7 protein-coding genes are annotated in these 8,151 nt (G+C 69.8%); 3 read left to right on the top strand and 4 right to left on the bottom strand.

Annotated elements, in window-relative coordinates:
* Positions 1-122 precede the first annotated feature (122 nt).
* Positions 123-1,748, bottom strand: coding sequence for a sensor domain-containing diguanylate cyclase (locus tag Q0309_RS09430; protein WP_299439907.1), 1,626 nt, complete (start codon positions 1,746-1,748; stop codon positions 123-125).
* 214 nt (positions 1,749-1,962) lie between these two features.
* Between Q0309_RS09430 and Q0309_RS09435 the strand changes: the two genes are divergently transcribed.
* Positions 1,963-2,955 carry a glycosyltransferase family 2 protein gene (locus Q0309_RS09435; RefSeq protein WP_299439909.1) on the top strand — a complete coding sequence of 331 codons (993 nt, stop codon included), beginning with the start codon at positions 1,963-1,965 and terminating at the stop codon, positions 2,953-2,955.
* A 51-nt stretch (positions 2,956-3,006) separates the two neighbouring features.
* A complete protein-coding gene (locus Q0309_RS09440) occupies positions 3,007-4,485 on the top strand; it encodes a DUF4139 domain-containing protein (protein ID WP_299439911.1) in 1,479 nt (492 codons plus the stop codon).
* 9 nt (positions 4,486-4,494) lie between these two features.
* Here Q0309_RS09440 and Q0309_RS09445 read toward each other — a convergent pair whose 3' ends face one another.
* From Q0309_RS09445 to Q0309_RS09455, 3 genes are read right to left on the bottom strand one after another with little or no spacing between them, the layout of a single operon-like run.
* On the bottom strand, positions 4,495-5,289 hold the full coding sequence (locus Q0309_RS09445; protein WP_299439913.1) for an ion channel: 795 nt from the start codon (positions 5,287-5,289) through the stop codon (positions 4,495-4,497).
* On the bottom strand, positions 5,286-6,092 hold the full coding sequence (locus tag Q0309_RS09450) for an ion transporter (protein ID WP_299439915.1): 807 nt from the start codon (positions 6,090-6,092) through the stop codon (positions 5,286-5,288). Before Q0309_RS09450 ends, Q0309_RS09445 begins: the two co-directional genes overlap by 4 nt.
* Positions 6,093-6,113: 21 nt before the next feature.
* The gene (locus Q0309_RS09455) at positions 6,114-6,803 is read right to left on the bottom strand and encodes an ATP-binding protein (RefSeq protein ID WP_299439917.1); all 690 of its coding nucleotides are present in this window, start codon (positions 6,801-6,803) and stop codon (positions 6,114-6,116) included.
* A gap of 173 nt (positions 6,804-6,976) precedes the next feature.
* Between Q0309_RS09455 and Q0309_RS09460 the strand changes: the two genes are divergently transcribed.
* Positions 6,977-8,146: an aminotransferase gene (locus Q0309_RS09460; RefSeq protein ID WP_299439919.1), complete on the top strand. Its 1,170-nt coding sequence runs from the start codon at positions 6,977-6,979 to the stop codon at positions 8,144-8,146.
* Positions 8,147-8,151 lie beyond the last annotated feature (5 nt).

Genomic DNA, 8,151 nt, shown 5'->3' on the forward strand with positions numbered 1-8,151 from the left:
AACAAAAACATACGTCATCCCGAGCGAGCGACAGCGAGCCGAGGGATCTCCCGCGTCGGCACCGCGCCCGGCGAATGGGGACGAGTCATGACTTCGGTCGCCCGGTATCAAGGGTTAACCCATCAAGCCCCGCGCGACGCCGTCTCGCACGGCACGGCGGGCGGATGGCCGTTTTGGGTCATGCGCACCGTATTCTTGCCGGCCTTCTTGGCGGCGTACATCGCCTCGTCCGCCCGGCGCACGAGGGTGCCGGCGTCGGTGGCGTGCTTCGGCCACAAGGCGACACCGATGCTGGCGCCCACCGATCGGCCGTTCCAGGACAGGCCATGAATGCGCTCGAGCATTTTTTCGGCGACGTGGCACGCCGCCGTCGCGTCCCCCACCTCGGAAAGCAGGACGCCGAACTCGTCGCCGCCCACCCGCGCGGCCAGGTCGACCGCCCGGCACGAGTCCTTGAGCGCCCGGGCCACCTCCATCAGAACCATGTCGCCGGCGGCGTGCCCCATGGAATCGTTGATGGCCTTGAAGCCGTCGAGGTCGAGATACAGAAGGGCGAACGTCCGGCCGTGCCGTTCTGACCGGGTGATTTCCTCCTCGATGCGCTCTTCGAACGTGGTTTTGTTGGCCAGCTTGGTCAGTGCGTCGAACCGGGCCAGCGCCTCGAGATGGGCACGGTGGTTGCGCCGCTCGCTGACGACCACGGCCACCGCCCGCGTTCCGATGGCCAGGAGCAGCACCATGGGGCCGCCGATGAGCATCGCCTCCAGGACGGCCTGGGTCTCGATGTCCGCGAGCTGGTCCGCCGGAACGTAGGAGGCGATGATCCAGCCGTACCCCCGGTCCACCGACAGGGGCTGCAAATCGGGGCGAAACGACGGGCAGGGCAGGATGGTATCACGGGGGTGGAAGGTGTCGAAGGTGAACAGGCCCGCCTCCGTGCGCACCGATCCCTTGGCCGTGGTGTCCATGGCCGCCCAGGCCTCGGGGTACACGACCTGCAGGCGTGCGTCCGCCTTGTCGGGAAACATGAACCCCCAGGCGGGCGGCGGATCCGGGCTGACCAGCCAGTAGCCGTCCTCGTTGATCATCATGGGCTGGCCGGGCGTGCCGGCGCCGGCCTCGACCACCGCGTCGAGCATCGACCGTGCACGGTAGTTGACCATCACCATGCCGACGGTCTGGCCGGCGGAATCGGCGATCGCCGTCCCCAGCCGGATCATCGGCGTGTAGGGGATCTTGACGGCGCCCGCCTCGGAACTCAGGGCGAGGGGCGAGAGGTAGACCTCGCCCGGCGCCAGCGCGAACGTATCCTCGACGTAGTACTGTCCCGCGCTGTCCCGCAGCCTGTCCTCGGGCACGATGACCGCCGACCCGTCACGGGCTTCGACCCGCACCTGCTCCCTGCCGGTGCGGTTGAGCAGGCGGATCTGGTCATAGACGGGGGCGCTCAAGGCGAGGGTCCGGTACTCCGAGGCGATTTCGTTCAGGGCGCCGCGGTCCCCCGCGATGAGATAGCGGCGCAGCTCGTTCTGTCCGGCCAGCAGACAGACGTCCTGGGCGGCGCGGTCCAGGCTGCGGTAGACGGCCATCCGTTGCAGTTCGACCGCGAACTCTTCCGTGCGCTGGATGGCGGTGATCCGGTCGGCCGCCGACCACATCGCGTACCCGGACAGGGCCACGATGGGAATCAGGGACAGAAGCGGAAAGGCAACCCAGAACGCTTTCCACGAGGTCGGACGTCGGAACATAACAACAAAGACCAGTGCTGACGGACGCGGCCAACCACAAAGGAACCACAGATGAAACATGTGTTACAAGAAAGACCCTACGTCGGTACGCCCTCCCTGGGCCACTGACCATCGGATATAGGGTCGCGTGCCGCGGGCTGGACCGCGGCCGGGCGCCGGGCTAAACAGGCGCCGTCTGTCTCCGTCTCCGGCTCCCTCAGGTCAGGCCCGTCTCATGTCCGATCCCGCCGCGCCCGCCGCGCCCGCTGTGTCCGTCGTCGTGCCCATGTATAACGAAGAGGACTGCCTGCGGGAGTTCTATCGCCGTACGACGGCCGCGCTGGAGACCTTGGGCGAGATCTACGAGATCGTGGCGGTCAGTGACGGCTCCAACGACCGCACCAACGCCATCCTGGCCGACCTGTCGGCGGCCGATCCGCGCGTGCGGGCGCGCTATCTGACGCGCAACACCGGGCAGTGGGCGGCCATGTCGGCCGGGTTCCGCGCCGCGCGGGGCGAATGGGTGGTGGTCATGGACGCCGACCTGCAGAACCGCCCGGAGGATATCGGCGGTCTGCTGGCCGAGGCGCGCAAAGGCTATGATCTGGTGTCGGGCCGCCGTGTCGGCCGGCCGGAAAGCACCATGCTGCGCCTGCTGCCGAGCCGCGCCGCCAACGCCATGTTGCGCGCCACCACCGGCTGTCCGGCCCGCGACATGGGCGGCTTCAAGTGCCTGCGCGGCGATGTGGCGCGCCTGTTGCGACTGCGCGCGGGCCAGCACCGGCTGCTGCCGGCGCTGGTGCACCTGATGGGCGGCGCGGTCGGCGAGGTGGACGTGCGGGCCGATCCGCGTTTCGCCGGCACCAGCAAGTACGGCCTGGGCCGCGCCGTGGACGTGCTGTTCGACATCGTCATGCTGTGGTTCCAGGCCAGCTTCAAAGCGCGACCGATCTACCTGTTCGGCCGCATCAGCCTGGTGACGCTCGCCTTGGCGCTGGTGTCGCTGGTGTGGATCGGCGTCGACCGGGTGGTGTTTGGCAACCCGATGACCGAACGGCCCTTCTTCTACGTCTCCATGTTCGGTGGGCTGGCGGCGTTGATGCTGCTGGGGTTCGGCTTTGTGCTGGAACTGCTGTCGGACACCCACGGCCGCGTCGCCGGCCAGGAGCCCTATCTGGTGCGCGACGAGCCGCCGGGCGGTGTGGAGCCCGACACACGGTCGCCATGAAGCCAGGGCAGGGTGCGGACCAAACGTTCCCGCACTGCCCCGGAGGTGACCATGATCCCGCGCCTGTCGCGCCGTCCCGGATTCGCGTCCGTGTTGGCGACCGCTCTTGCCCTCACCGCCGTGCAGGTGCCCGCCGCGCGGGCCGCCGAGGAGATCGCCGTGCCGCCGGGCGGGCCGGGCTCGGTGGCGCTGACCATCCACAGCGGCGGCGGCGCCGCGACGGTACACGAGACCCGCACGGCCGACCTGCCGGCGGGTGAAAGCGTGCTCGCCTTTCCGGATGTCCCGGCCGGCGCGGACGCCGCGTCGGTGCGGCTGGTGCCGGCGGACGACGGCGGTGGCCTGACGGTGCTGGAACGCGCCCTGGCCGCCGACGTACCGAACCGGCGCCGCCTGCTGGAACTGTCGGTGGGCGAGGAGATCGGCGTGCTGATTCACGACCAGGGCGAGGGCCAGCCGCCGCGCCGCGCCTCCGCCACCGTGCTGTCGGTGGCCGAGGATGTAATCCTGCGCATGGACGGCGCCATCCGCGTCGGGCTGCCCGGCGACCTGGTCGTCGACGCGCTGCCGGAGGGGTTGCGCCCGACCCCGACCCTGCTGGCCACGGTGGAGGCCGCCGCCGCCGGGCCGCGTGCCCTGTCGCTGGGCTACCTGACCGGCGGGCTGACCTGGGCGGCAGACTACGGACTGGACCTGGAGGCCGACGGCGAGACGGCGGCCCTCTCCGGCTGGGCGACGCTGCACAACACCAGCGGGCGCAGCTTCACGGACGCCCGCCTGACCCTCGCCGCCGGGCAGGTCGAGGTCGCCGAGAACGCAGGCATGGGCGCGCTCTACGAACAGGCGGCCATGCGGGGCGCGGCGGGGGCCGCCATCGGCGCGGCCATGCTGCCGCCGCCGGTCGCCGAGGCCCAGGGCGGGCTGCACTTCTACCCGATCGAGCGGCCGGTGACGCTGGCGCACCGACAGACGCTCCAGGTGGCGCTGGTGAACGCGCCGGACATCACCGTGACGCCGCGCTCCGTCGTGGCGGCCGGAAATCGCGCCCATTTCGCCAGTCCGCGCCTTGAAAACGACACCGTCAACGCGCGTCGGCACCTGATCCTCGCCAACACCGAGGAGGCGGGCCTCGGCCTGCCGCTGCCGGCCGGCGTGGTGCGGGTCTGGCAGCCGGGGCCGGACGGCCTGCCGCGGTTCCTGGGGGCGGATCGGGTGTCCCATGTGGCCGTCGGCGGCGAGGCCGAACTGGTGCTGGGCGCCGACTTCGACGTCACCGCCGAGCGCCGCCGCACCGCCTTTCGCCGCATCGGCGAAGACGTCACCGAATCCGAGCACACGGTCGTGCTGCGCAACGGAAAGCCGGACCGGGCGGTGACGGTGGACGTCGAGGCGGCCCTGCCCGGCGACTGGACCATCCTGTCCGAATCCGCGCCGCACGAAAAGGAGACCGCCAAGCGCGTGGTGTGGTCGATCGAGGTGCCCGCCGGCGGCGAGACGACCCTGACCTACGCGGTGCGGGCGCGGTTCTGATCGCGCGGGTCACTCCTCGCCCTCGGTCTCGATGCGCAGCGTCTCGCCGCAGTGCTTGCAGTGCACGGCGTCGGGATCGTGGCGGCGCAGGCCGCAGCTCTGGCACGTGTGGCGGATCTTGGGCGGGCGGAAGACGGTCTGCACCAAGCGCAGGAACAGCGACACGCCCCCCACCATGATGACCACCGACAGCAGCCGGCCCGACGGTCCCACCAGGGTGATGTCGCCGAACCCGGTGGTGGTCAGGGTGGCGACCGTGAAATAGAGGGCGTCGAGGTAGCTGTTGATCTCCGGGTTGCCGTCGCGTTGCAGCACGAACACCAGCGCCGTGACGACGAAGATGAACGTCACAAGGTTGATGGAACTGATGATCACATCTTCGTTGCGGCGGAAAAACGCGGCCTCGCGCCGCAGGTCGCGCAGCACCTGATAGGAATGCAGCAGCCGGATCAGACGCAGAATCCGCAGGAAGGCAAGGTTGGCGGCGAGAATCGGCGCCAGCAGCAAGGAAAAGACCACGGCCATGTCAGCCAACGTGGTCACCTGGAGCAGATAGCGCCCGCGCCGCCGCGCGATCCACAGCCGGGCCGACAGGTCGGCCAGCACCCACACCCCGATGACGATATCCATGGCGATGATGGCCGGTGTCGGCTGCATCGGCAGGGTGACGACGATGAAGACGATGGTGAACAGGTCAAAGGCGATGAGGCCGTAGCGGAACCGCGTCGCCCCCTTGCCGAGACCGGTGTACAGGGTCGTCAGGCGGGATTTCAGCGACTGGCGGTTGCGGGGAGCGTCGGTCATCGGCGGGGCTGGTCCGGGTCTTTCTTGGGAAGGGTGTCGGCCACTGTGTCGGCTGTGTCGCTCGGGTTGCGTTGGGCCTGGAAGGCGTCGCTGAAGGCACTGGCCAGGATGCCCGTGGGCATGGCGATCAAACCGATGCCGGTGACCGCCGTCAGGGCGGCGAAGGCCCGCCCCAGCGGCGTCACCGGGTAGACATCGCCGTACCCCACCGTGGTCAGGGTGGCCACCGACCACCACATGGCGCGGGGGATGGAGCCGAAGGCCTCCGGCTGGGTCGCGCCCTCCACCAGATACAGCATGGCCGAGGACACCAGCAGCAGAAGGGCCGCCACGCCCATGCTCAGGGCCAGTTCGGTCGCGCGCGAGGCCACGGCGGTGACCACGGCCTCGAACGCGCGCGAAAACCGCCCCAGGCGGGCGATGCGCAGTACGCGCAACAGCATGGCCAGACGCAACAGAAACCCTTCGGTGCCGAAGGCGGTGATGAACACCACGAGTACCGCCGCCAAATCGAACAGCGCGGCCGGCGAGCGGATGTAGGCAAGCCGGCTGGTGACGGCCGGATTCTCGACGCTGGTCCAGACGCGCGCGGCGTATTCCAGCGCCAACAGGCTCGTCAGGACGATCTCCAGCGACAGGAACAGGGTCTCGCGGCCGGTGCGCAGCGTCGGTTCCGTCGCCAGCACCGCCAGCAGCATGGCGGCGACGATCAGGGCACACACGGCCCAGTTGGTCGGCGACAGCCCCGGGGCCGTGCGCAGGGCCGGATCCAGTTGCCGTGCCAGACGCGCCCGAACGCTCATGGGTCTCCTCGCGGTCGGTGCCTAGAATTCCTCTCGCGGCGGGTAGGCGAACATCATGCGGATCTCGCGCCCGCCATCGTGCCACGAGACCCGGTCACAGGCGCCCAGAATCAGCGTCAGGCCGCGTCCGCGCGTGGCTGTTTTGGCCTGGGCCGGCACGGCGGGGCCCAGGATGACGTCGGCCGGGGCGTCGAACCCCGGCCCCTGGTCCATGACCCGGGCGACCCAGCCGTCCGTCTCGGCGGTCAGGGTCAGCAGCACCGGGCGATCGCCGCGCGCCGGATCCGCCAAGGCCGCGTCGATGGTTCGGCTGTGCTCGATCCAGCCCTCGGGCGTGTCCCGCAGATTTGGCGGCACGCGCAGGCATCCGTGCATGAGCGCGTTGACCCACGCCTCGTGCAGCGCCAGCCGCAGGGTGTCGCGACGGCTGTACAGGGCCGGCCAGAGCCGCTCGGCGGCCGTGACGACCAGGTTGGCCACGTCCAGGCGCCAGCCGTTGGCCGCCGTCAGCAGCAGCACGAGGCCCCCGTGTCTTGTCGCGTCGCGCGCGCACGTCATCAGCGCCGGGGCCTGTTCCGCCGCCTCCACGGTCAGGAGCCCCCGGGTCGCCGGCGCGAGAACCCGCTGGAGCAGGCCGTCTCCACCCTGCCGGACTTCGAGAGCCGTGAGGATCTCGGGTCCATCTGAGTCCGGGTAGGGGGGACCGGTCATCGGCAAACCTCGGGTTTTCTGTCGGTGGCGCGGGGCGATTGGTGCTAGTCGTGGCATGGTTGGCGGCGCTTGCCCAGGGGAATCACCGATTTGACCCTGGGATCTTGCCCAGGGTGCGGCGGAGTGGTTCCCTGCATCCCCTTGTTCATCACCTCATCGGGGAGACGCGCGCGGTGAAAGCGGCCAATTCGATCCTGTCATCCTATGGCACCACCATTTTCGCCGTCATGTCCAAGCTGGCGCAGGAGCACGGCGCCGTGAACCTGGGCCAGGGCTTTCCGGAGGGGCTGGAACCGCCGGCCGTGTTGCGCGCGGCGGCCGAAGCGGCCGAGGCCGGGCCGCACCAGTACCCGCCGTTGATGGGCATCCCGGCCTTGCGCGAGGCCATCGCCGCCCACGACCGGCACTTCTATGGCCTCGACCTGGATCCGGACAGCGAGGTCATGGTCTCGTCCGGCGCCACGGAGGCTCTGGCCGCCTGCCTGTTCGGCCTGATCGAGCAGGGCGACGAGGTGGTGCTGATCGAACCGCTGTACGACAGTTACCTGCCGATCATCCGCCGCGCCGGTGGCGTGCCCCGCATGGTGCGGGTCGAGCCGCCGCACTGGACCCTGCCGCGCGAGGCGTTGGCGGCGGCCTTCTCGGACAAGACCAAGCTGATCCTGCTCAACAGCCCCATGAACCCGTCGGCCAAGGTGTTCGACGCGGACGAGTTGGCGTTCATCGCCGATCTGGTGAGCCGGCACGATGCCTATGCCGTCTGCGACGAGGTGTACGAGCACCTGGTGTTCGACGGCCGCCGGCATGTGCCGCTGATGACTCTGCCGGGGATGCGGGACCGCTGCGTGCGCATCGGCTCGGCCGGCAAGACGTTCTCTGTGACGAGCTGGAAGGTGGGGTATGCGATCGCCGCGCCGGCCCTGCTGGCGCCCATCGCCAAGACGCACCAGTTCCTGACCTTCACCACGCCGACCTGTTTGCAGACCGCCGTCGCGTTCGGCCTGCGCCAGCCGCCGGAGGTGCTGGAGCATCTGGCGGTGGACATGGCGGCGCGGCGCGACCGGCTGGCGGACGGCCTGCGCGGCATCGGATTCGACGTGATGGACTGCCCGGGGACGTACTTCTTCACCGCTGACATTCGGGGTGTCGGCTTCAATGGCACCGATGAGGACTTCTGTCGCCACATCACGGTCGAGGCCGGGGTGACGGCGGTGCCGTTCTCGGCGTTCTACCAGGACCGCGAGACAGCCCCGTCGCACTACGCCCGCTTCTGCTTCGCCAAGCTGGACAGCGCCCTGGACGAGGCCGCGGCCCGCCTGGGCCGGCACTTCGGGCGGGGGTGAGGCGG

The organism is uncultured Rhodospira sp., assembly GCF_937138205.1.
Taxonomy (GTDB): domain Bacteria; phylum Pseudomonadota; class Alphaproteobacteria; order Rhodospirillales; family Rhodospirillaceae; genus Rhodospira.

Bases quoted from the DNA above. Each gene is read 5' to 3' on its own strand.
- Q0309_RS09440 (WP_299439911.1), top strand. From the start codon at position 3,007: ATGATCCCGCGCCTGTCGCGCCGTCCCGGATTCGCGTCCGTGTTGGCG.
- Q0309_RS09435 (WP_299439909.1), top strand. From the start codon at position 1,963: ATGTCCGATCCCGCCGCGCCCGCCGCGCCCGCTGTGTCCGTCGTCGTG.
- Q0309_RS09450 (WP_299439915.1), bottom strand. From the start codon at position 6,092: ATGAGCGTTCGGGCGCGTCTGGCACGGCAACTGGATCCGGCCCTGCGC.
- Q0309_RS09445 (WP_299439913.1), bottom strand. From the start codon at position 5,289: ATGACCGACGCTCCCCGCAACCGCCAGTCGCTGAAATCCCGCCTGACG.
- Q0309_RS09455 (WP_299439917.1), bottom strand. From the start codon at position 6,803: ATGACCGGTCCCCCCTACCCGGACTCAGATGGACCCGAGATCCTCACG.
- Q0309_RS09430 (WP_299439907.1), bottom strand. From the start codon at position 1,748: ATGTTCCGACGTCCGACCTCGTGGAAAGCGTTCTGGGTTGCCTTTCCG.